The organism is Kitasatospora sp. NPDC051705 (genome assembly GCF_044453265.1).
Lineage (GTDB): Bacteria > Actinomycetota > Actinomycetes > Streptomycetales > Streptomycetaceae > Kitasatospora.
Genome location: NZ_JBITCO010000027.1, coordinates 87,419 through 110,074, shown reverse-complemented (window position 1 = coordinate 110,074; position 22,656 = coordinate 87,419). Strand labels below are relative to the sequence as shown.

At 70.0% G+C, this 22,656-nt stretch carries 16 protein-coding genes and 1 pseudogene; 12 read left to right on the top strand and 5 right to left on the bottom strand.

Going from position 1 to position 22,656, the window contains the following annotated elements; genetic code table 11:
• Positions 1 to 152 precede the first annotated feature (152 nt).
• The 3 genes from ACIA8Q_RS27625 to ACIA8Q_RS27615 are packed head-to-tail and all read right to left on the bottom strand — an operon-like array spanning position 153 to position 3,309.
• Positions 153 to 557 carry a DUF6009 family protein gene (locus ACIA8Q_RS27625; protein ID WP_387903494.1) on the bottom strand — a complete coding sequence of 135 codons (405 nt, stop codon included), beginning with the start codon at positions 555 to 557 and terminating at the stop codon, positions 153 to 155.
• Positions 554 to 2,209, bottom strand: a complete 1,656-nt coding sequence (locus tag ACIA8Q_RS27620) for a phage/plasmid primase, P4 family (RefSeq protein ID WP_396317876.1) — start codon at positions 2,207 to 2,209, stop codon at positions 554 to 556. The genes ACIA8Q_RS27625 and ACIA8Q_RS27620 overlap by 4 nt, the downstream gene beginning before the upstream one ends.
• On the bottom strand, positions 2,206 to 3,309 hold the full coding sequence (locus ACIA8Q_RS27615; RefSeq protein ID WP_396317875.1) for a bifunctional DNA primase/polymerase: 1,104 nt from the start codon (positions 3,307 to 3,309) through the stop codon (positions 2,206 to 2,208). Before ACIA8Q_RS27615 ends, ACIA8Q_RS27620 begins: the two co-directional genes overlap by 4 nt.
• A 1,181-nt stretch (positions 3,310 to 4,490) precedes the next feature.
• Here ACIA8Q_RS27615 and ACIA8Q_RS27610 point away from each other — a divergent pair.
• From ACIA8Q_RS27610 to ACIA8Q_RS27600, 3 genes are all read left to right on the top strand, one after another.
• The gene (locus ACIA8Q_RS27610; protein WP_396317874.1) at positions 4,491 to 5,432 is read left to right on the top strand and encodes a hypothetical protein; all 942 of its coding nucleotides are present in this window, start codon (positions 4,491 to 4,493) and stop codon (positions 5,430 to 5,432) included.
• A gap of 157 nt (positions 5,433 to 5,589) precedes the next feature.
• The gene (locus tag ACIA8Q_RS27605; protein ID WP_396317873.1) at positions 5,590 to 7,386 is read left to right on the top strand and encodes a DNA/RNA helicase domain-containing protein; all 1,797 of its coding nucleotides are present in this window, start codon (positions 5,590 to 5,592) and stop codon (positions 7,384 to 7,386) included.
• A 205-nt stretch (positions 7,387 to 7,591) separates the two neighbouring features.
• Complete coding sequence (locus tag ACIA8Q_RS27600; protein WP_396317872.1) at positions 7,592 to 8,923, top strand: hypothetical protein; 1,332 nt, start codon at positions 7,592 to 7,594, stop codon at positions 8,921 to 8,923.
• Between the two features lie 497 nt (positions 8,924 to 9,420).
• Here the strand turns inward: ACIA8Q_RS27600 and ACIA8Q_RS27595 are convergent.
• Positions 9,421 to 9,956, bottom strand: a pseudogene (locus ACIA8Q_RS27595) (GNAT family N-acetyltransferase).
• A 108-nt stretch (positions 9,957 to 10,064) separates the two neighbouring features.
• Between ACIA8Q_RS27595 and ACIA8Q_RS27590 the strand changes: the two are divergent.
• From ACIA8Q_RS27590 to ACIA8Q_RS27570, 5 genes are all read left to right on the top strand, one after another.
• Positions 10,065 to 11,072, top strand: coding sequence for an NUDIX domain-containing protein (locus ACIA8Q_RS27590; protein ID WP_396317871.1), 1,008 nt, complete (start codon positions 10,065 to 10,067; stop codon positions 11,070 to 11,072).
• 119 nt (positions 11,073 to 11,191) lie between these two features.
• A complete protein-coding gene (locus ACIA8Q_RS27585) occupies positions 11,192 to 12,436 on the top strand; it encodes a restriction endonuclease (protein WP_387903469.1) in 1,245 nt (414 codons plus the stop codon).
• A 252-nt stretch (positions 12,437 to 12,688) separates the two neighbouring features.
• The gene (locus tag ACIA8Q_RS27580; RefSeq protein ID WP_396317870.1) at positions 12,689 to 13,132 is read left to right on the top strand and encodes a hypothetical protein; all 444 of its coding nucleotides are present in this window, start codon (positions 12,689 to 12,691) and stop codon (positions 13,130 to 13,132) included.
• Positions 13,133 to 14,179: a hypothetical protein gene (locus tag ACIA8Q_RS27575; protein ID WP_396317869.1), complete on the top strand. Its 1,047-nt coding sequence runs from the start codon at positions 13,133 to 13,135 to the stop codon at positions 14,177 to 14,179.
• A gap of 267 nt (positions 14,180 to 14,446) precedes the next feature.
• Positions 14,447 to 14,602, top strand: a complete 156-nt coding sequence (locus ACIA8Q_RS27570; protein ID WP_396317868.1) for a hypothetical protein — start codon at positions 14,447 to 14,449, stop codon at positions 14,600 to 14,602.
• A 148-nt stretch (positions 14,603 to 14,750) separates the two neighbouring features.
• Here ACIA8Q_RS27570 and ACIA8Q_RS27565 read toward each other — a convergent pair whose 3' ends face one another.
• A complete protein-coding gene (locus tag ACIA8Q_RS27565; RefSeq protein WP_396317867.1) occupies positions 14,751 to 15,296 on the bottom strand; it encodes a very short patch repair endonuclease in 546 nt (181 codons plus the stop codon).
• Positions 15,297 to 15,746: 450 nt separating this feature from the next.
• Between ACIA8Q_RS27565 and ACIA8Q_RS27560 the strand changes: the two genes are divergently transcribed.
• From ACIA8Q_RS27560 to ACIA8Q_RS27545, 4 genes are all read left to right on the top strand, one after another.
• A complete protein-coding gene (locus tag ACIA8Q_RS27560) occupies positions 15,747 to 17,006 on the top strand; it encodes a DNA cytosine methyltransferase (RefSeq protein ID WP_387903455.1) in 1,260 nt (419 codons plus the stop codon).
• Between the two features lie 134 nt (positions 17,007 to 17,140).
• Positions 17,141 to 19,729 carry a Z1 domain-containing protein gene (locus ACIA8Q_RS27555; RefSeq protein WP_396317866.1) on the top strand — a complete coding sequence of 863 codons (2,589 nt, stop codon included), beginning with the start codon at positions 17,141 to 17,143 and terminating at the stop codon, positions 19,727 to 19,729.
• The gene (locus ACIA8Q_RS27550) at positions 19,726 to 20,745 is read left to right on the top strand and encodes a PD-(D/E)XK motif protein (protein ID WP_387903450.1); all 1,020 of its coding nucleotides are present in this window, start codon (positions 19,726 to 19,728) and stop codon (positions 20,743 to 20,745) included. Before ACIA8Q_RS27555 ends, ACIA8Q_RS27550 begins: the two co-directional genes overlap by 4 nt.
• On the top strand, positions 20,742 to 22,628 hold the full coding sequence (locus tag ACIA8Q_RS27545; protein ID WP_396317865.1) for a hypothetical protein: 1,887 nt from the start codon (positions 20,742 to 20,744) through the stop codon (positions 22,626 to 22,628). Before ACIA8Q_RS27550 ends, ACIA8Q_RS27545 begins: the two co-directional genes overlap by 4 nt.
• Positions 22,629 to 22,656: the final 28 nt, after the last annotated feature.

The window sequence follows — 22,656 nt, the reverse complement described above, 5'->3', positions numbered from 1 at the left end:
CGGGGGGGTGGGGCCCCCGGGCGTGTCCGGGGGTCCCGCGGGGGGGCCCAGGCCGACCTCCGGGGGGGCCGGGGGGGGGCGCCCCCCCCACCCGGGGGGGGGGGGGGGGCCCGCCCCCGCGCCCCCCCCCCCACCGCCGTTCGCCGACGTGCTCAGGCCTTCGGGAGCGTTATCCCCAGTTCGAGCATCGCCGGGGAGGCCGGGCCGCCCTCGGAGCGCTCGGTCTTGTAGCCCTTGACCCCGGGGGCCACGGTGCGCGGGTCGACGGCCTCCGAGGGGGCGCCGGTGGAGTACAGGCCGTCCGGGTCCTGGTCGCGGTCGTGGGGGAGCAGCCAGAAGACGCGTCGGCGGAAGGTGCCGGAGGCGCGGGAGGACTTGGCGTCCGGGCCGAGGACCGCGTAGCCGACCATGCGGCCGTCGCGGTGGTAGGCGGGGCGGCCGCGGCGGGTGGTGAGCCGGTCCAGCGACTGACGGACGTAGTCGAGGCCGGAGGTGTCCTCCAGCCAGACGAGGTCGGTTTCGTGGGCGAGCTCGGCCGGGTCGATCAGCGCGCTCACGCGTTGTGCTCCTCTGTGTCGTCAGTGATCAGGCCGATGCCCGGGTAGTACTTGCGGCTGTTGGACAGGACCATCTCCTTGGGAGAGGTCATACCCAGTGTCTCGCGGACTCGTGCGGCGAAAGCACGTCCGGATACGGGATTGGCCCCCTCGAATCCGCACCAACGGGTGTAGGCGCCGAAGAGCTGGGCCTGTTCCGCGCGCATGCCCTCGCCGGCGACGCAGGCTTCCTTGAGGAAGCGGCCGACGTGGTCCTCGGTCTCAGCGTAGGCGGTGGTGGCGGTCTGGACGGCCTGCGGGCCGGCGAGGTCCTTCTCGCCGGCGAAGTAGCGGCGGGCGCCGTCGATGAGCCAGGCGAGGATGCCGGGGCCCTCCTCGGCCACGAGGACGTGGGCCAGGTTGTCGATCTTGCGTTCCTCGGGGACGACCCGTTCGAAGGGGATCAGGCGCATGCGCCGCCAGAAGGCGAAGCCGCCGGTGCCGACCTCGGGGCGGTGGTTGCCGAGCAGCCAGAGCTTGTGGGTGGGCTCGAAGGAGAAGAAGTCCTGGCGCATCCGGCGGGCCTTGATCTTGTCGCCGCCGGTGAGCAGCTTGACCCGGGCCTCGTCGAAGCGGTCGCCGGGCTTGAGCTCTGAGCAGACGATGATGCGCCGGCCGTGGAGTTCGGCGAGGTCGGTGGGGTGGCCGTCGAAGGTCTTGGCCATAAGGAAGCCGGGCGGGGCGGCGTCGGCGTAGTCGCCCAGCAGCTGGATCATGACGTCGAGGAGGACGGACTTGCCGTTCTTGCCCTGGCCGTAGAGGAAGGGCATGACCTGGGCGCCGACGTCGCCGCTGATGGAGTAGCCGAGCAGCAGGTGGAGGAAGTCGCGGGTCTGGCGGCCTTCCTTGTCGTCGCCGAAGGTGTCGGTGAGGAAGCGGTCCCAGCGGGGGGTGGGCATCCGGGCGGGGGCGAGGGTGGTGGAACGGGAGTGGTGGTGGACCTTCGGGTCAGGCGGCACGATCGCTCCGGTGCGCAGGTCGACCACGCCGCCGGGGGTGCACAGGGCGTAGGCGTCGGCGTCGAGGAGGGCTGCGTTGAGGACCATGCCGGGGGCGGACTTGGCCTGGGCGAGCATGGCGTTCATGCCGGAGGTGGACAGGGCACGGCGGCGGTGCCGGCGCAGGTCGGCGTTGGTGTAGACGCCGCGGGGGTCGTGGGTGGCGACGCTTTCGGCCATCTCTCCGGCGGCCCACAGGACGGTGTCGTCCTCGTCGAGCTGCCAGCGGTGGGTGGACCAGCGGTACCAGCCGATGCCGGGGACGTGACGGTAGTCGCGGCCGTAGAGGTGGACGAAGAGCTTGGCGTTGCCGCGGTCGGAGAGGGAGTCGGGCAGCAGGCCGTGGGGGCTGGCCTGCGGGCCGGCCTGGGCCTGAGCGGACCGGGCCGCCTGAGCGCTCGGTGCCGCGTGTGTGCTGTGCTCGGTGTGCCCGGTGTGGAACGGCGGCTGCGGGGGTGCCTGGAGTACCTCAGCGGGGGAGTCGAGGAGGCTCTCCTGGACGGCGGCGCCGTGCCAGGGCGCCGGGGAGGGGCCGGGCAACGGCGGGTACTCCAGGATCTGCTGGGCTGCGGCCACGGGGTCGAAGACCGTCCTCTTGCGGGGGCTGTCGGTCATCCGCGGGCCTTCCCGATGTGCAGGGGCTGCCGTGCACCGGCGGCGAGGCCGGAACGGATGACGGCGGAGCTGTGCCGGTCCTGGGCGGGCCGGGCGGTGCGGGCCGCGTCGAGGAGGAGCTGCTCGGCGGCGGTGTGGGTCAGGTGTCCGGCGGAGACGAGGCCTCCGACGGTGTAGGCGGCCCGGTTGAGCTTGCCGGTGAAGCCGGCGCCCTCGGACGTGGTCGCGCAGTCGGTGACGTCCTGCAGGACGGTGTCGAGGACGCGCTCGGCTCCGCGCCTGCCGCCGCCCGCGGCCACGACTGCCTGGCGGGCACGGTCGGGGACGGGGGCCGGGACCGTCGGCTGGGCTTCTTGTCTGTCCTTCAGGTGTCCGGTGCGGCCGAGTTCCTCGGCCAGCCACCGGGGGAGTGGTGCCGGGGTCCAGGCTCCGGGGAGGGCGGTGTACGTGCCGGCGCTGGTGGTGGTGCCGGGCGCGACGATGTAGCCGCCGTGGGCGCGGACGTCGACCTGCCAGGCCAGGGCCCGTCCGGTGGAGGAGCCGGTGGAGCAGGTGAAGCCTCGGTGCTCGTCGTCCCGGTACCAGACGTGCAGGCCGCCGGAGGGGGTGCGCACGCGCAGCGTGGAGGTGTCGTCGGCGGGGGAGGGGGACCGTCGGAGAGCGGCCAGCAGCGCGAGCGTGTGGTAGCCGTTCTCCAGGCCTTCGAGGTCGACGTGTTCGTGGATCGGGATGCCGGGAAGGATCCGGTCCCGGGCGGGGACGGCGGCGGGGTGGCTGTCGACGTCGATGACGACCAGGCCCGCGGGGCCGCAGGCGACGGCAGCGCCGAAGTCGGGGTTGGTCCGCCACCAGGCGGTGATGACGTCCTGGTCGAGGGTGGCGGCATGGAAACCGTGGCACCAGCGACCGTTTCGGGGGCAGGAGCATTCTGCGGGGGAGTGGGGGGACTCCTGGCAGGCCTGGCAGTTGGCGGGCGGTGTCTTGCGGCCGGGTGCCAGCGGGTGGACCGGCCAGGCCTGGGCGGCACACCAGCGGGCGACGGCCAGCGGGTCCGGCTGGCGGCCCGTTCGGTCGCTCCCCACGGCCTGCGGCGCCGTCACGCGGGTCCCTCCCCCTTGGTTCAGTAGCTGCTGCAGCTGCTTCGGTAGCTCGGTAGCTGCCCGACTTCTGGTCGCTCGTTCAGTCGCTGAGGGCAAAAAGCCAGGTCAGGGCACTGGTGGGCGCCGGATCAGCGACTGAAGCGACCGAAGTCCAGAAGATAGCTCACACAGACTATCCGAGCGAGGACGCTCGTATCCGGAGTGGCGGACCTTCCCGGGGGAACTCAGCTACCGAACTCCGGGGGAGCGACCGAGTCGCTTCGGTCGCTGTTCTCGGCCAACGGACGTTTTCGCAGGTCGGAGCCGTTTTTCAAGCCAAACAGCGACCGAAGCGACTGTAGCCCGGGTCTATAACGCGCACACGCACACGGGAATGTCTTCATATACCCGAACTTGAGTCGCTTCAGTCGCTGTAGAGGTAGGTTAACAGCGTCTGACCTGCGGTTTTGTCCAGCGACTGAGGCTCAGCGACCGAAGCTACCGAGTCTCTCGCGCCCGGTCGCTCGGCGTGTCGCGCGTGTCAGGACTGCTCTGAAAGCTCCGGGTTCGGTCGCTTGGGTAGCTTCAGTAGCTCTGCCCCGGACCGGAAGGCGCCCCCAGCCCGCTGGAACCGCGGTTCGTCCTTCGGACTTCCGCTAGGGAAAGCCCCGGGTTCGGTCGCTTCAGTCGCTTCGGTAGCTCCGGGCGCTCGTCCCGCCCGCCGGAGGACTGGTACTGGTCAGGCCCGCGAGGCGACCGGCACGCAGCGCACCAAGACAGGGACGAGTGGGTCGCTTCCGTCGCTGACCCAGCCCAGGAAGGGCCGTACCGCCGCGGAGCCGGCTGTCCGTTCCCCTCGAGGTGGAACCCCAAGCGACGGAAGCGACCCAAGCGACTCAGGTACGGACCTGTCCGACGTCCGTGCCCCGCGTAGGACTCTTAGCGACTGAAGCCCGGACATGCCGGCCCAGTTCCCAACCGTCAGGGAAAACGCTTCCGTACCGTCAGCCCCGTCTGGTAGACGTGACCCACGTGGCGCTATCTCCCGCTCGGCGGGACCCGCGCCGCCGTCAGACCGCAACCACCGAACTCTCCCCTCTGGCGGAGAGTCGAGCCGTGGAGGACCACGACGTGTCCGTCGTCGCCGTGTACGTTCCCGCTCCGTCGAAGCGGAATTTCCAGATCGGCCTGCGCGAGTCCATATGGGGCTGGAAGCGCGACACCGCCGGAAGGCCGACACCCCCCGAGTCCTGGCCGCGCTGAGGCCCGGCGACTACATCCTGTTCGGCCACCGGGGACCGAACGCCCGTGTCCCCGCCGGCGACTGGGCCGGAGCGGTCCTGCGCGAACTGGCCGTCGCCCAGGTCACCGGGACCGTCTACCCCGACCAGCGTGAGATCTGGCCCGACGACACCTACCCCGTCCGGATCCCCCTCGACGTCCTGGACCTCGAGTCCACCGTCGCCGGAGCACAACTCGGTGCCGACGCCATGGAAGCCTTCCGCCTCTCCGCCAACAAGCAGGGCGCCCCGGTCCCCGTCGCCGACCCCGAGGTCATGACCAGGCTGGTCGACTCCATCGAGCACCAGCCGCAGTCCCCGGAGGAAGCGGCCACCGGGCAGCCGGCGCCCCCCATCCCCTGGCACGGCCTCACCCCCGTCCCGGGCCAGGACCGCTACCTCGACCTGGGCGACAACCTGGACCGGGTCGTGGTCACCTTCGCCCGCCGCGAGCAGGCCCGGCTCCGCCGCGAGAAGTTCAACGGCGCCGGCTCCATCCGCTGCGACCTCTGCGGGCGGACGCTGCCCTCTGGACTCGTCCGGGCGGCCCACGTGCGCAAGAGGTCCCGGTGCAACCTCGAACAGCGCTCCCACCTCGCGAACCTGATGGCCGCCTGCCTGCTCGGCTGCGACGCCCTGTTCGAGGACGGCTTCATCCGGGTGTCCCCCGAGGGCATCGTGGAGGTCTCACCCAAGGGCGCCGCCTCCGCCGACCTCCTCACCGCCGCCACGACCCTCGAAGGCCGGCGCTGCACCGCCCACACACCGGAGAGCGCGGAGTACTTCGACTGGCACCGGAGCAACTCCGCCGCGCCGCCGGCTGCCGCGTCCGCCCTGACCGGACCCGCCGCACCCGTGCTCTGAACACCACGGGAGGGCGCCGCCCTGGGGCCCTCCCCTCTGTCGGCACCCTCCGATGACGCTCTGTCAGACATCGGTGATATGCATCGGTCATGTACGTACACCGGGGGGTCATCGGCGAGGTCGCGCGGCGGGCCGCGCAGCAGGAGTTCATCGACGAGTGCACAGAGCGGTTCAAGGCCCTGGCGCGGACCCGAGGCCGGAGGAGGCCAGCAGCTGGCAGCGCAGCTGGCCGGTCCTCCTCGACGCGCTGGTGCGCGCCGGGCTCGGGGGCCTCGACGTCCTGCTGGAGCTCTCCCTCCCGGGAACGGGCGAACGCGTCGACGCCGCGGTCGTCGGCCAGGACGCGGACGGCGCCCTGACCGTCGTGGTGGTGGAGCTGAAGCAGTGGACGCGGGCCCGGCCGTCACCGGGACTTCCCGCGTCGCTCGAGGTCGGAGGGCGGACCGTGCCGCATCCCGCCCGCCAGGTGGGCAGCTACGTCCACTACCTGCGGGACTGGGCCGACGGCGGCAGCGGCGTACGGGCCAAGGGCACGGTGGTTCTGCACAACGCCCCCGCAGGCCTGATCGACCTCCTGCGGGGCGTGGCCTCCGCGGGCGGACCGAGTGCCGAGTTCCCCCTCCTCGGCCGTGACGACCTCGCGAGCAGCGTGCCTGCCGAGGAACTCGCGCGGCGCCTCGGCTGCGCCGGCCTCGGACCCGCACCTCGGGACGCCGTCGACCGCTTCCTCGAAGGCCGCCACCGGCCCTCCGAGCGCGTCCTGGAGCGGCTGGCCGCCAACATTGAGAACCGCCGCCAGTTCTTCCTCATCGGCGAACAGGACCGAGCCCGCCTGGCGATCCTCGATGCCGTCAAACAGGCGGCCGCCCACCGGACCTCCGCCCACGGGCAACCGCGGCCGGGTGCCATGGTCCTCGTCACCGGAGGACCCGGCACCGGCAAGACGGCCATCGCCGCCCGCGTCATGGGCGACCTGTGCCACCTGCCCGGCAGCAACCCCCGCCTGCTCACGCCGTCCGGAACCCTCACCCGCCAGCTCCAACGGCTGCTCAGCGAGGACGCCCGCGGCCTCGTCGCCACGTTCAAGAACAAGAACCCCGGCGGCCTGGACAAGAACAGCGTCGTCCTCCTCGACGAGGCCCACCGCGCCGCCACCTACCCGGACCAGCGCGGCCCCGGCTTCCCCATCGTCCTGCGCAAGCTCCTCGAACAGGTCGCCGTCCTCGTCCTGTTCCTCGACGAGCGCCAGATCGTACGCCCCACCGAAGGCCTCAAGGCCGACGAACTGGAACACCACGCGCACGCCGCCGGGGCGGTCTTCCGGCGTATCGACCTCGACACCCAGTTCCGCTGCAACGGCTCCCAGGCCTACCACCACTGGGTCGACACCCTGTTCTCCGACACCGGCACACCGCGCCCGTGGAGCGGCGGCGGCTACGACCTCGCCCTGGCCGCCGACCCCGACGCGCTCGCCTCCTGGGTCGACGGCCACACCGCGCACGGCCGCAGCGCCCGGATCACCGCGGGCTTCTGCTGGCCCTGGAACGCCACCGACGTCCCCCCGCTCGAGCCGGAGGTCGCCATCCGCTGGCACGGCCCGGACCACGACGAGCGCTCCTGGGCCCGCCCCTGGAACCTGCGCGCCGAACAGCCCGTCCCCGGCTTCCCCGACGTACCGGCCCGCCCCTACTGGGCGACCGACCGCGGCGGTCACGACCAGGTCGGCTGCATCTACACCGCCCAGGGCCTCGAATACGCCTTCGGCGCAGTCATCCTGGGCCCCGACCTCGTCCGCCGCCGCGACCGCTGGCAGGCCCACCCCGAAGCCAGCCACGACGCCCGACAGCTCCGCACCCTCCCACCCGAGCGCCCCGGTCCGCGCGGAAGAACCTCCAGGTGTACGCCTTGGGTCCGCACGGGGGTCATCGGCGGCGTGTGCCCCCGTCAGTCGTAACGGCAGGTCGAACAGAGATTCAGCGCGTCGTCTCGGCGAAGGCGTAGATCGAACTGGCGACCAATTACTCCAGCGTGATGATCTGATCTCAGACAGTAACCGGCGCTATCTCGACAGCCCCGCTCATGTCCTCATCACGCACTGGCCCCTTGCCGCCACGCTGTACCCGCCGCGCGCTCGACGGCGCGCGAGAACGGGAGGGGATATGGCGAGGGGCACCGCCCATCAGGTCGAACTGCTGCGCGCAGAGGTCGGGACGGTCCTACAGACCGGCCTCGAGGGGATCCGCAACAACACCGACAACCTGCGGACCGAACTCACCGCGACGCTGGCGGCCGGCCTGAGCGAACACCGCGACGAGTTCTTCGAGGCGATCGCCCGAGAGCAGCAGGAAGCCAGTCGTGCCCATCAGGACAACCGCAGCCTCCACCGCCAGCTGGCCAACCTGCGGGCCGAGCTCAGCGCCCTGCAGAACAGCATTCATTCCCCTCCGGGAGTCGGCCACGGCGAGTCGCCACGGCCCGCCATCGACTCGCCCGAGGCCGTGAGCCAGCCAGCGGGAGTCTCTCCCGAGGTGGACAGCCAGAACGACGCCATTCACTCTCCCGGCGACGATGCCAACGACGGCTCCGTCGACACCGCCGGGCTTCCCAGCACCGAGCCCACGACGTCCGACCGGGCCGCTGAGCCGACCACCTTCACCGTGAGCGGCGAGGCCGCGCGATCCGACAGCGAGGAGACGACCGTGTCCGAGACCACCCCCGCCGACAACGCGCAGGTTACCCCGAACGCCCTCACCAACGACCAGCTCAGCCAGATCGCCGCCGAGGTGGCCGCGAAACTCGCCACGTCCCAGGGCAGCCTTTCGGAGCCCGTCGCCCCCGAGCTGGAAATGCAGTCCGCAGAAGTACCTGCACTCGAGCCGATCACCGTCGCCGCCTCTCCGGAGGACCAGGCGCGGCTGATCGCAACCGAGGTCGCCGCCCAGCTCGCAGATCTTCTGCGCCCCTCCGTGGCAGCGGCGCAGGACGCGGAGGTCGAATCCAAGCGCACGGAAGCAGTCGCACAGGAGCAGGCCTCCTCAGCCGATGACCTCCCGAGTCGGTACGCCAACGACGTCTCCGACCTGATCCCGGAGCCCTTCGTCTGGGAGAACCACGTCGGCACCCTCCGCAAGGCCGCCGCGGTGAAGACCGTCTCGATCTCCTGCCACCCTGAGACCTGGGACTTCCTGGCGGCTCAGGTCGAAGGCACCGACCACTTCTCGAAGCCGGTCAACGACAGCAACGAGGACACGGTCCTGTCCGGCCGCAGCACCCTCGCCCTTCTCAACGCGCTTCGGGAGACGGTGTGCAGCGGCCTCGGCAAGGACACCGGCATCGAGACCTGGACCCTCGCCGTCACCAGCTACGAGCGCATCGCCGCCGTCATCAACAGCACCCGACCCGCTGACGACCAGGTCGGCAGCGACCGACTGCAGCAGCCGCACATCGTCCTCGACGACCGCAGCGGCACCGGCTCGCCGGCCGTCGGCTGACCTGCCGATCAGCAGCCTGTGGGCGTCCCCGCCGAGGGCGGGAGCCCGACGCGGATTTTCCGCAGAAAATCGGCTCTCTTCCGCAGCTACCGGCAACCACTACGGCAGCGGGCCGCGCGCCCGTACTGCGGTAGGCCATCGTCGCCCTGGTAGGAGGGCTGCATGCGGAGGTCTGCCGAGTCGGGCCCGCCGACCACCCTGGCCGTTCACCGCGGCGGAGCGATGCCATGGCGATGCCGGACGACGGGCCGGACGCGGCCGTCGGGAAACGGCGTGGGGCATCGACTGCCGACAGAGCACGGTGACTGGCCCACCGAGCACCGGTTCCCGCTGCCGCTCTCCCCTCCAGTCGCGTGTAGCACGGGGTGACTCCTGCATTTGCGAACGGCCACGTGGGCGCCATGGGCAAAGGACCCGACACCCTCACGCAGGCTGACGCCAGTCCGATCATGAGGGACAGGCGGGACCTACACTGCTCCCCGGGCCTGCTTGGATGTTCAGACCTCGCACTTCCGGATCATTGCCACGAGCGGCGGTGCGTCCGGGTTCGGCTGGACCTCGTTGACAGCCGCATACCCCCATGGCTCGTACAGCGTCAGCACCTTGCCGTCACCGGCCGCGGGGTTCACCATCAGGGTGATCCGTTCCTCGGGGGCGGTTGCCTGCGAGGCCCTCGTGGATGCGGCGGGCGGCGCCCGTGCCGCGCCACGCTGTGCGGACGCCCAGTTCCTTGAGCGCGAAGACGGGGCCGGCGGTGAGGTCGGGAGCCATCGGCTTGGACATCCGGGTCCACCAGCGGTCGCCGGAACGGATGGTGTTGCCGCAGGCGTAGCCGATCGGCTCGTCCTCGTCGTAGCCGATGGCGGCTTCGAAGCCGGGCTCGGCGCCGTGGCGGTCGAGACGCTCGGCAAACGTGGCGACGGCGTAGTTGGGGAGGTGGAGCAGCGGCGCCCGGACGTCCGCATAGAGGTCGACCAGTGTCCGGTGTGCGAGGGGGCAGCTCGGTGAAGTGGCGCAGGTCCGGCTCCGTCACGCGGGTGTCCTTCGATTGTCGTGGGTGTACTGGTCCCAGAGTTGTGCATGGGGGCTGTTCGGCGCCACGTCCAGCAGGGCGGACCCGAAGCGGTCGAGCACGCCCGTCATGAGGACCTTCACCAAGACCTACGACCACCCGCTGATCCAACAGCGCTCCCTTGCCCACCATCGGTGGCTCACCGGCGTCAACCCGGACGTCCGGACACCACAGATCGTCGAACAGCTTCCCGGGGAGAGCGTCTTCGAGCACCTTGACGGTCGCCACGCCGGCCCGGCCGACCTGGCCGTCCTCGCAGGACCCCTCGGCCGCCAGCACACGTCCGTGTATTTCCACGAGCTGGCGCACGCTCGTCTGGACGGGTCCTTCACCAGCAGAGGCACCACCACCATCGACGGGTTCGTCGACAGCCGACGTGAGCGCCTCCGGCACGTCCTGACCTCCGTACCCGAACCCGCCCTGACCCTCGAAGCGATCGAAGGCTGGCTCGAGAAGGCCGCCGACATGCCGGCCGCGTCCTACCAGGACGCCAATCCGCGCAACCTCCTCGTCGAAGGCGCGACAGTCGCCGTCATCGACTTCGACTTCCTCGCCCTCGCGCCTTTCGGCTACGACGTCGCCGCTATGGCTGGCACACGGCCAGACCGGGCTGGATCACCGACGTCCTGTGGCAGCCCGACGAGGAGCTCGCACCATGACGACCAGCGCCGTCGTGAACAGCCGGAACGCGGTCTGCGTGATCGTCCACGACAAGGCCACCGACCGCATCGCCGCCGTGCCTACGCCTCGGCCAACTGGTCGCCGCGGCTGGCCTGGACCGTTCCGGGCGGTAGGACGGAGCCTGGGGAAGCCCTCGACGAGGCAGCCGCCCGCGAGCTCAAGGAGGAGACCGGCCTGCTGGTCGATCCCGTGAACCTCGAACTCGTCCACGTCGTCCACGTCGAGCAGAGCTACGACGGGCTCGGGCAGTTCGTCCTCTTCGTCTTCGCCACCGACCGATGGACCGGCGAACTGGTCAACACCGAGCCGGACAAACAACTGGCCGTCGAGTGGATTGCTGCGGCAGACCTCCCCGAGCCGGCCTTCCCGACCGCCAGGATCGCGCTCGCCGCGTAGTCGGATTGTCTGACTTAGCTGGCAGGATTACCGACGGGAGAGATCTTGTCGAAGGGGGCGTCGTGGGGCGTACGTTGCACGTGGGTGGGGTTCTTCGGTACGCGGCTGCGAAAGACGCCTTGCCGGCGACCGTCGACGGATTCGACAACTTCTACTTCGTCACCGAGAGCCCGGGCCTGCCGCGCGCCCAGCTGGAGAGGGGCATCAACCCCATAGCCAGGGTCAAGACCGTGGCCGGGATGAGGCGACCGGCCGTCATGATCCGGTCGAGCCCGTGGAAGGCCGGGTCGGAGCAGACCCCCTGGCACGACGTGTTCGACGTGGACAACGGACACGTCCGCTACTTCGGCGACCACAAGCCCGAATCCACGAAACCGGTCGGTGCCACCAACGGCAACGCGGCACTGCTGGAAGCCTTCGACAGCCACCAGGCACCCACGCCCGAGGGCAGGTCCGCCGCTGCACCGTTGCTGCTCTTCCGCTCCGTCCCGCACGACGGGAGGGACAAGGGCCAAGTCCAGTTCTGTGGCGTGGCCCTGATCGAGCGGGCCGAACGCGTCGTCCAGTGGGGCGGCGCGACGAAGAAGACGTTCACCAACTACGTGTTCGACCTCGTGGTCGTCGACCTCACCGACGAGGACGACGAACTGGCGTGGGAGTGGATCACCGCCCGTCGAGACGCTGCCCGATCCGACGCCGAGATCCTCAAGCTGGCACCCGCAGCATGGCGCGAGTGGGTCAAGCACGGTCATTCGGTCCTGCCGAGGATACGCAGGCGTGTGGCCCGCGGTCAGGTGGTCAAGGTCCGTGACCAGCGTCCGGTACCCGGCAGTTCCACCGAGGCTGACCTCCGGGCCCTCTACAAGCGCTTCGACAACGACAAACACGCCTTCGAGATCCTGGCCGCCGTCGTCGCCGCGAAGGTGATGCGCGGCTCCGGGCACAGCTACAAGGAAGGCTGGCTCACCCGCCGATCCGCCGACGGTGGCGCCGACTTCGTCGGACGCCTGGACCTCGGCAGCGGCCTCGCCGGCACCAGGCTGGTCGTGCTCGGACAGGCCAAGTGCATCAAGCCGGACAGCCTGGTGTCGGCCGAGCAGATCGCACGCGTCGTGGCTCGCCTCAAGCGAGGCTGGATCGGCGTGTACGTCACCACCGGCTCCTACTCCGAGCCCGCGCAGCTGGAGATGGCCGAGGACCAGTACCCGGTCGTTCTGATCAACGGGCAGGACCTCATCCGGGAGCTGCGCGAGATCGCCGTCCAGGACCACGGCGGAGACCTCATGGCATGCGTCGGCGCCCTGCTGCACAGTCGGTCACCGGAGGTGCTCAACCGTAGGCCCGAGGAGATCCTCCTCGCCTGAGGCCACTGCGGGAGGACGCAAGGACTTACCCCCGTCACCGGATGTCCGGTGGGCGAGCGGTTGCCGGTCGCGAGCGCACCAGGGCCGATCCGGATGCAGCTGTCATCAGTGACCTGTTCCCGCTCGAGTGCCCGCGCCCAAACGTCAGGGGAGTCGAGGGCAGCGATCTCCTTGCCGACGGGAAGGAACGATCGCCCCACAGTGACTCCGAACTCCCATAGGCTGGCGTCCACTTCAGGATGGGAGGAGATCGTGGAGCCAGAGCTGAGCGAGCTGGCACAAAGGGGCGCGGCCATGGTGGTCGCGCTGATGGCCACCGACACGTGGCAGCAGGTTCGGGGGCGGCTCGCAGCCCTGCTGGGCCGACACCGGTCAGCCGAATCCGTGGCTGAGGAGTTGGACGAGACCCGGGCCGAGGTAGTGGCCGACCCGGCCATGATGTCTCAGGCGGTCGTCGAATGGACGGCAAGACTGCGCCGGCTCTTGTGGAATCGCCCGGAAGCCGCGGCTGAGCTGCTTGCGCTGTTCGAGGAATCCGCCGCGCAAGCTTTGCCGGCCCACCAACCGGGAATCATTGTCAACGGGACCTTCCACGGTTCGGTCGTCCAAACCGGCAGCGTGCACGTGTCAAACGTCGGAAGCGAGGACCGAGCCACGCCACCCGGCCCGGACTTCGGCGAGGACGACGAATGGTGAGTGGAGACCGAATCGTTGGGTGACATAGCCAAAGGCGTCCTCGGCGGCGCCTGGGCCGTCCTCGTCGGCTGGATTCTGCCGACCGCCGTCAACCTGGCCCTGATCGCAATCGTCCTGCTCCCTGCCTATCGAGGGAGACCGGAGCTGCTCGACCTCGGGTTGGTCCGCCGGGCCGCGGAATCGGTACCCCTCCTGGTCGGGGCCGTCCTGGCAGGCATCGTGCTGCAGGCCCTGCAGAATCCGCTGTACCGACTGCTCGAGGGATATCTCTTCTGGCCGAGGTGGGCCTACCATCGCGGGTGCGAAGGTCAGCGACGGCTGAAGCAGTCGTTCCTGGACCGACTCGACCTCGGCCGCATGGAGCGGCGCGAGCGGCAACACGTACTGGAACCGGACGAAGCCTCGCGGCTCGCCGCGCTGCGCGCGAACACGCAGCTGCAGCGTCGGGCGTCCGCCTCGCGTTCGCACACCGCGGTCCAGCACGCCTTGCTTCGCGAACGCCTGCGCCGCTATCCCGTCGACGACGCCCAGGTCGCACCCACACGACTCGGAAACGCCATCCGCCGGCTGGAGGAGTACAGCCACGATCGCTACCGCCTGGACACGCAGGTGCTCTGGAACGAGCTCTGCGGCGTGGTACCGGAGCAGATCCGTCGCCAGGTCGAATCCGGGCGAACCAGCGTCGACTTCTTCGTAGCCCTGCTCTACGGCCACATCGCGGTGGCCGCAACCGCTCTCGGGGGGCTGCTCGGCCCGGATGCGAAGGCTGACCGGCTGGTTCTCGCGGCGATCGTCGTCCTGGGAGCCACCCCACTCTGGTACCGCTGCGCGGTGACCTCCACCGACGAGTGGGCAGCAGCGGTTCGCGCGATGGTGAACGTCGGACGCAAGCCGCTCGCGGCATCCATGGGGCTGGTCCTGCCGGCCACGGTGGAGGAGGAGCGGCGGATGTGGGCCGGTGTCTGCAAGATGTCACGCCTCCCGTACCATCCTCGCGCCGCTGCTCTGGACGACCACCGTGACACGTCGGTCCGAGGGCCTGGCTGAGTCGCGCCATGCCCCCCTGCAGCGTCAGGGAGTCTTACGGCCGGCCACGCCGGGGTGGCCGGCCGTCCGGGACGCCGGTCGGCCGCCGACGAGTGGCAGAGCGGCCAGCGAAACAGATCCGGCCGTCGCCTCCGTAGTCGGCGGGCACCCACCCCGGCTCCGCACACAGCTACAACGAAGGCTGGCTCACCCGCCGCTCCGGCGTACGCCACCACCGGCTCCGACCCCGAGCCGGCGCAGCTGGAGATGGTGGAGGACCAGTAGCCCGTGGTTCTGATCAACGGGCAGGACCTGATCCGGGAGCTGCGTGAGACCGCCGTCCAGGTCCACAGTGGAGCCCTCATGACATGCGTCGACGCCCGGTTGAGCAACCCGTCACCGGAGGCGTTCATCCGCAGGCCCGAGGAGATCCTCCTCGTGTGAAGCCCTGGGGGGGGAGCGAGCTGGTCGCTTCGGTGGGGCGAATCACCCGGCACGACCGGTCTCGCCGGTCGACGGAGACTCGTCACAGTCCCTCCGCGTGGTGCCGACCGGCTTGCAGTCCGGTCGGCACGGGAGGCGGTCCGAGCGATCACCGAGGCCCGACGGCCGGCCGGGGTCGGCGAGGCTCCGTCGTCCCGCGAGCCCGGGCGACCTGCTCGATCACCTCGTGGGCCGCCTCCTCGGCAGACACGTGCTCCCAGAACCGGAGGACCGTCCACCCCTGCTCTTGCAGCAGCCGAACGGTCTCCGCGTCGCGTGCCCTGTTCTTCTCCAGTTTCTCGACCCAGAAGTCCCGGTTCGTCGCGGGCACGCTGCGATGTTCCGGGCAAAAGTGCCAATAGCAGCCGTCCACGAAGACGGCGACCTTGGCTTTCGTGAAGACCACGTCGGCGGTCCGGCGCAGGGTGGGGACAGGCCGGGCGGACACCTTGTACCTGAGCCCGGCGTGATGCAGGAGCGAGCGCAGGCGTAGCTCGGGTTTGGTGTCCCTGCCGGTGTTCGAGCGCATGGACGCACGGGTCGCGGGGGACGAGGCCCACGACCCCGGGGGCAGGGACGTCTCCGTGAGCAGCCCGGCCTCTCTCGCCAGACGCCAGCCCTCGCGCAGGTTGGCGGCTCGCGTGGTGTGATCCACCTCACCTAGGGGCGCGCTTCTCCGGCGCCCGTCGGCGGACCACCGGAGGACGGCCTTCACCCGGCCGGTCCGTACGGACCTGCTCAGCACGACGCTCGCGGGCTTGAGTCGTCCTTCACCCGCGTCCACCAGGCGGCGGTCGCGGCCTCCGGCGGCACGGTCCTGCTCCCTGGAGCGCTGGGCCGTGTCGAGGCCCGGCTTCGGCCTCCATGAACGGTCCGCCGGGTCCGGTTTCAACGGCTCGCCGGGAGTCACGCCAACCATTGTCGACCCCTTACCCCTTCGTATGGTCCGGGGGTCGACGATACGGCCGTCGGGTGCGGCGGTGACAGTTCCGGTCGGTCGGAGGGACGCGGAAGCCGGGGCCGGCGCGACGCCGGGCCGGCGTAGTAGAATCGAGGTTTGGGGTGTGTGTTGTTTCGGTTGGGGCGGGCCGGCTAGAGTGCCTGCATGGCCGACACCCCTTCCACGATCAGCGCATTCGATCCGCCTCACAGCGGTGAGGCCCCGCACTCCGGGGACTTCCGGGTGATCGATCTCTTCGCGGGTTGTGGCGGCTTGACCAAGGGATTCGTCGACGCCAGGCATCAGGGGAAGCCGGTCTACCGCCCCATCGCCGCGGTGGAGCTCGACGAGGCCGCCGCGGCCACCTACCAGGCGAACTTCGGTCCCCACATCCATCAGGGGGACATCGCCGCCTGGGTGAGGCGCGAGGGTGGGATCCCTAAGGCCGACGTGGTCCTCGGCGGTCCTCCGTGCCAGGGGTTCTCCAGGCTCGGAAACCAGGATCCCGACGACGAGCGTAACCAGCTGTGGCGTCACTATCTGGCGGTGGTCGCCGCCGCCGAGCCCAGGTTCTTCGTGATGGAGAACGTCGACGCCTTCAGGCGCTCCCCGGAGTTCGCCCTGCTCGTGGACGAGACCCGTCCCGGAGGGCTCCTCCAGGACTACCTCATCCGGCACGATCTGATCAACGCGGACGATCACGGGGTGCCGCAGCGCAGGAGGCGGACCATCCTCGTCGGGGCGCGGAAGGACCTGGTCGTTCCGGGCTCGGGCAAGCGACTCGACCAGGTGTCCGAGATGGAACTCGTCGCTCTCCTGATCCCCGCGCCGACGGTCAGCCGACCGCGTACCGTCTGGCAGACGATCTCGGATCTCGTCCTGAAGAAGCAGAGCGCGCAGTTGCCCACGCGCGGGTCGACGGTCAACGGCGTTCCCGGGCCCTTCTCCATGGAGGAACTGCACCTTCGGCGAAGCGGTATCACGGCGAAGTCGATGAAGCGCTACGCCTCCATTCCGGAGGGCGGGAACCGCTTCGACATCCCCTACGAGCTGCTGTCCCCGTGCTGGAGGAAGCACAAGAGCGGTTCCGCCGACGTCATGGGCCGGCTGTACCGCGACAAGCCCTCCGTGACGATCCGAACCGAGTTCTTCAAGCCGGAGAAGGGCCGATACCTCCACCCCTGGCTTCACCGCCCGATCACCCACCTCGAGGCGGCCCTCCTGCAGAGCTTCCCCATGGACTTCAAGTGGTGCGGCAACCGGGACCAGATCGCCCGTCAGATCGGCAACGCGGTGCCCGTCGGCCTCGCCCGGGCGATCGCGGAGCATCTCGCGCCGCTGCTGGCGGCACAGACCGGACAACGCCCCGTGCCCGCTCCGAAGCGGCCCCGACGGGCGAAGGAATCGGTCCTCGTCGCCGCGTGACCAGGGGCGTCGTGCTCGTGCGTGACGACGGTGCGTAGAGGAACGACGGCCGGACTGATGTACGGTCGTCACGTCGTGGGGTCCGGCCCGACAGGGGTCTCGTGCCGGGCGGGGTGTGGGGCGGAAGGGGATCCGTGGACGAGTTCGACGAGCAGTACGAGACCTTCCGGAGCTTGATCAGGCTCTATACGCCGGAGCAGGCCCTGGGGAAGCTCAAGCTCTTCGGGGGCGGCGAGGATCTCGTCAAGCGGATCGCCGAACGCCATCAGCGGGAGACCATCGAGATCCGCGACAAGCGTCAGCCCGGCTCCGTCGTGCGGAACAACCGTGAGACCTGGTACGTCGGCCCGCAGGAGGGCGACCGTTGCTGGCCCGCGTTCCACGACCTGCTGGGACGGCAGCCGTCCTGGCACGGCGACGGACTCCGGGACCTCGACGCCGCGTCCACCAAGGTCGTCTCGATGCTCGACCACCCCAAGGAGAAGGAGTTCTCCACCCGCGGGCTCGTCGTGGGCTACGTGCAGTCCGGCAAGACCACCAACTTCACCGCCCTGATCGCCAAGGCCGCGGACGCGGGGTACAAGTTCTTCATCGTGCTCGCCGGCATCCACAACGGTCTGCGCCGGCAGACCCAGCTGCGGCTCGAGCGACAGCTCCTCCAACCGGTGATCGACCAGTGGCACCCCCTCACCGGAGTCGAGGGCGACTTCGAACCGCCCGCCGGCAACCCCGCCGCGTTCTTCACCAACAAGAGCCAGCAACACGTCCTGTGCGTCGTGAAGAAGAACGTCCCTCGGCTCAAGAAGCTCAAGGACTGGCTGGAGAAGGCCCCCGAACACCTGAAGAACTGCCCCACGCTCATCATCGACGACGAGGCGGACCAGGCGAGCATCGCGTCGAAGCGGACCAACCCGCTGATCCGCGAGATCATCGACCTGTTCCCCCGGGGCGGATACGTCGGTTACACCGCCACCCCGTTCGCGAACCTTCTCATCGACCCGACGGCCAAAGACCTCTATCCGCGGGACTTCATCGTCAACCTGCCCAAGCCACGCGGACACTTCGGCACCGAGGTGCTGTTCGGACGGGAGCCGTTGGACGGGGAGGACCCGCAGGACGTGCCCGACGGCTACGACATGATCCGGACCGTGCCGGAGGAGGAGATCGCACTCGTCCGACCGGGCCGCGACGAGATCGACGGATTCAGCCCCGAGATCGACGGCGCCCTCCGCACCGCCGTCCTCTACTTCTGGCTCGCCACCGCGGCCCGACACGTACGCGGACGGGGCGTGCCCCACTCGACGATGCTCGTCCACACCAGCGTCAGCACGGTGGTCCACCGGAGCTTCGAGGAACCCCTGAAGCGCTTCAGGTCCACGACGTCCGACATGATCACGGCCGGGGAACCGGAACTCCTCGACGAACTGCGTCAACTGTGGGACACGGAGACGGCTCGGGTGCCCGGAGAGGACTTCGACGAGCGGAAGACGCCCTTCGAGGACCTCCTCCCGAAGCTCGCCGGAGTCGTCGACGACTGCCGGATCATCCTCGACAACTCCAAGAGCGTCGAACGTCTCGACTACGAGACCGGCCCGATCGTCGCCATCGCCGTCGGCGGCAACACGCTCTCCCGCGGCCTGACCCTCGAAGGCCTCGCCGTCAGCTACTTCGTCCGAGGCGCCTCCACCTACGACACGCTGCTCCAGATGGGGCGGTGGTTCGGGTTCAGGGACGGCTACGCGGACCTTCCCCGTATCTGGATGACCGACGAACTGCGGGACTGGTTCCGCCACATCGCCACCGTGGAATCGGAGATGAGGCGCGACATCGACTCCTACCTGGTGGAGGACAAGACCCCGCTGACCTTCGCCGTCCGGCTGCGCAACCACCCCGCGCTGCGCATCACCGCCGCGAGCAAGATGCGCGACGCGGTCAAGGCGAGCGCCGCCTACGGCGGGCAGCGAGTGCAGACCCGTTACTTCCGCACGGCCGACGCGGAATGGCTGCGGGCCAACCGCAAGGCCGCCGGCGAACTCGTCGAACAGGCTCTCCGCATGGGAGGGGCCCGGCACGAGGACCGCTCCCACCAGGGCCGGCACCTGCTTCGCGACGTTCCCTACGACATGGTCCTCGACTTCCTCGACCGTTACCGCTTCCACGAGAAGTCGATGGACTGCGACGCGGGTCTGCTCCGACGGTATGTGGAGAGGCGGATCAAGGCACCGGGCGGCGGGGCCCTGAAACGGTGGAACGTGGCCGTCATCGGCAACCCGCTCACCGGCGATCCCGACGCCGCCTACGAGTTCGCCCAGGGCGTCGCCGTGGACCGGGTGGTCCGTGCGAAGTTGGAGAGCGGGCACGACGCCGCCGACATCAAGACCCTCATGAGCCGTCGGGACGCCGGTGTCGACCTCGACCTGAGCGGGTTCGAGGAGATCACCGAGAAGAACCTGAAACTGGCACGACGGACCCAGTGCCCCGACACCGCGCTGTTGACCCTCTACCCGATCGACAGGGTCTCGCCCCCCACGAAGGAACGCCGCGTGCCGCTGGACGCCGTGGACCACGTCATCGGGGTCGGCCTCGTCTTCCCCCTGCCCCGTGGTGAGGACAGCGAGGTCGAGTGGTACAGCGCCGACCTCTCGGACGTCGTCCACGACGACGAGTTCGACGGGATGGACGAGGACGAGCTCGCCCTGCTGTTGGAGGACGACGACAGATGAGCGAGCCCGAGCCGGACCCCCGTCTCGTCCTCGACGACCACTGGCGAGGTCTCGACGCGGCCCCGGTCAAGCCGGGACACGTCCTGAGGACGTCCGCCCTTCCGGTCACGACCGCCCACGGTCCTCTCCTGGCGGCGGTCGACGCGGGCGGCATGAGGCACCTGCTGATACCCCTGGCGACGCGACAGCGCCTCTCGGCGGGGATGGCGAGCGGGTCGCTCCGGATCCTCGAACGCCCACTCGAGGACGACGAGAGCTACGGCCGCTTCGCCGACATAGCCTGCACGAGTCGCGAACTCGACGACGTGTTCACCGCCCTCTGCCGTGACGTGCTCCTCGCGCTGGCCGCCGACGGCGAGCGGCCCTACCGCACCGCCCGTGCGGTCGTGGAACGCTGGCGGCGACTGTTCAGCGGTGGCCGACGCGTCCTGACGGACGAACAGGCCGTCGGACTCTTCGGGGAACTCCTCGTCCTGATCGGCCTGTTGGAACTCGACCCGGGGGCCGTCCGCCACTGGACGGGCCCCGAGGGCGAACGACACGACTTCACCGACGGCCGCCTGGCCGTGGAGGTGAAGACCAGCGCCACGGCCTCCGAGCGGAGGCTCTTCCAGGTCCACGGCCTCGACCAACTCGAACCGCCGAAGGACGGTGAGCTGTTCCTCGCCTGGAACCGCCTTCAGCCGGATCCGGGGGGACGTACCCTCGACGAACTCGTGGCCCACGCGAGGGATCTGTGCGACGACGAGGCCGCGTTCCTGACCAAACTCGCGGCCGTCGGCTACCGCGGGTCCGATCACGACCAGGACGGCCGACGGCTGTCCCCGGTCGAGAGCCGCTGGTACCCCGTCGACGACGGATTCCCGAAGCTCACCACGAGCTCCATACCGGGCGCGGAGGTCCCGGCCGGAGTCCTCGACGTCACCTACACGGTGGACCTCGCCGGCGTCCGGACCGACCGTCTCACCAAGGAGGCCGTGAACGACCTCCTCACCCGGATGGGAGAGCCCACGTGACCACGACGCCACGGTGGCTGTCCGAGTCCTACGGACCCGGCGGGGGAGGCGCCGGCGAAGGCATCCTCCGCCACCTCGACGCCACCGAGCTCGACCCGCTCACCCTTCTCGTCCGCGAGTCGGCACAGAACAGCTGGGACGCCCGGAGCGGCCACGGCCCCGTCGACTACCGCGTCGAGCTGCGGACCCTGAGCCCCGCCGAAGCGCCGGTCTGGCGGGACCTGCTCCTCGAGAACGCCCCCACCACCGAGCACCTCCAGCTGCGCGCCTCCCTCGCCCGATCGGTCCTCCGCGTCCTGACGGTGACGGACACCGGCACCAAGGGGCTGGGCGGCCCGACCAGGGCCGACGTCGTCGCCGAGGGCGACCGCGACTTCGTCTCCTTCGTCCGCAAGACCGGCAGCTCCCAGGACCTCGACAGCCGCGGCGGCACCTACGGCTACGGCAAGGTGGTCTTCCATCTCACCTCCAAGCCCCACACGGTCCTCGTCCACACCCGATGCCGTGTGGGCGACCGCCTCGAGACCCGCCTCATCGGGTGGGCCGTCCACACGAGCTACGACACCGACACCGTGGAGGGCCCGAAGACGTTCACCGGGCGGCACTACTGGGGACGCGTCCAGGACGGATACGTCGAACCGCTCGTCGGCGCGGAAGCCGACGACGTCGCCCGGAAACTCGGACTGAAGGCACTGCCCGAAGGCGAGACCGGCACCACCGTCGCGGTGATCGAGCCCGAATTCGGAGACCGCGAGGACGCCGAGGCGATGCGGTGGATCGCCGACGCGATCGTCTGGAACCTCTGGCCCAAGATGCTCCCCGAAGGCGGGGACGCTCCGATGCGATTCTCGATCACCCACAACGGGACGGAGGTCCGGATCCCCCGACCGTCCGAGGTGCCGCACCTGCGTCCGTTCGTCCGGGCCCACGGCGACATGGACGTCCTCATCGAGCACAAGACGATGAAACGCCCGCTCGGGCGCCTCGGGATCCGCAAGTTCATCGCACCGCCCGGCAAACCGCCCGCCGTCGCCCGGGAAGCCGGGATCGGCGACCGGCTGCACCACACCTGCCTCATGCGCCCCGTCGATCTTGTGGTGAAGTACCTCGAAGGGCCGCCGTTCTTCGAGGACCACGGAGGCTACGCCGGAGTCTTCCGCGCCGACGACGCCATGGACCGCGTCTTCGCACTCTCCGAGCCGGCCAGCCACGACGACTGGCTGGTGGACGGACTGCAGGACCTGGACGAGCGCAAGCTCGCCAAACACGCCCTGAAGAAGATCGCGGACGAGATGAAAGCCGCCTCCGGCCCCGCCGCCGTGGCCAACAACGCCGGGGACGGGGTCTCCCTGGCCGGCATGAGCAAGATGATGGCGGGACTGATGGCCGGAGCCCCCGGACACGGCGGCTCCGCGGTCTTCCCGACGACCGACGACACACGCTCCTCGAGCCCGGCCGGCGGCCACCCGGACGCCGGCGCCCCGAATCCCGGGGACGCCGGATCAGGCGCGCCCGCCCGTCCGACGGCACACGGCGGACGGGGCGCCAGGCTGCGATACCTGGACGAGCCCTTCCACGACACCGTGGACGGACGTGCCGTCCTCGTGCAGCGATTCGAGTTGGTCGACACCGGGGAACAGCTGGTCCGAAGCCGACTCGCGGTGGCGCTGAACGACGCCGTCGGGCGCGAGGGCGATCCACCCCGGGGTGCATCCGTGCCGACCGTGCTCGGGTGGCGCACGGAGGACGGGGAACTCCACCGCGCCGACGAACTCCACACCGACGGAGGCGACGGGCGCGTCTGGTCGCTGGTCGTCCGACCGGCACCCGACACCGTGACCGAGATCGTCGTGGCCGCCGAGCGGAAAGGCGGTGACGCGTGAGCCGCCGCGCCTACCCCTACCGACGCCC